1 protein-coding gene and 1 pseudogene are annotated in these 620 nt (G+C 69.2%); both read right to left on the bottom strand.

What is annotated here, in order from left to right; genetic code table 11:
* A partial coding sequence (locus SB751_RS28045; protein ID WP_410748790.1) for an anti-sigma factor family protein occupies positions 1 to 156 on the bottom strand: 156 nt, incomplete at its 3' end.
* Positions 157 to 253: 97 nt separating this feature from the next.
* A pseudogene (locus SB751_RS28040) lies at positions 254 to 620 on the bottom strand (dihydropyrimidinase); the annotation flags it as partial.

Here is a 620-nt window from a genome sequence, read left to right as displayed (position 1 = left end):
GTGCACGCGGGCCAGGTCCTGCGGGTGGGCGGCGAGGAAGGCGTCGACCTCGGCGTGGCGGCCGGGCGGCAATTGGCCGTCGGCGTAGGCGTGCAGGTCGGCTTCGGTGATGGGGTTGCCGGCGGTGGGAATGGCGTGGAGGCGTTTGTCGTTCATGTCATTTCACGCGATGGAGCCGGCTGGCGGGTTCCTGGCCTTGCATCAGGGCGCCCAGCCGTTCGCGGGCGCGCGACAGGCGCGACATGACCGTGCCCATCGGCACGCCCAGCACCTGCGCGATGCGTATCGCGCGGTTCGCAGCCTCGCCCTCCACTTCCGGCGGCCGCGACAGCGGATGCGCCTCCGGCCCGGTCATCCCGCGCGCGAGCAACGCCTGCTGCAGCCGGAACACGAGTTCGCCGTTCTCCGCGTGCACGGTCGGCAGCGCGCCGAGTTCGAGCGAACGCGAGAAGCTGTTCACGAGCACCTCGTCGTCGGCCATGATCGCGTTCTTGTACGCCATGAAGTGCTTGAAGCTCGACACGCCGTGCTCGCGCACGAGCGTGCCCATATCGCGGTGCACCGATTCGTCCCACCATGTGACGGCCACATGAAAACCGTAGTCGGCCGCCGCCTTCTCG

Source organism: Cupriavidus sp. SIMBA_020, from assembly GCF_046535395.1.
In the GTDB taxonomy this organism is placed as follows: domain Bacteria; phylum Pseudomonadota; class Gammaproteobacteria; order Burkholderiales; family Burkholderiaceae; genus Cupriavidus; species Cupriavidus campinensis.
This window is presented reverse-complemented; position numbering and strand designations above follow the sequence as displayed.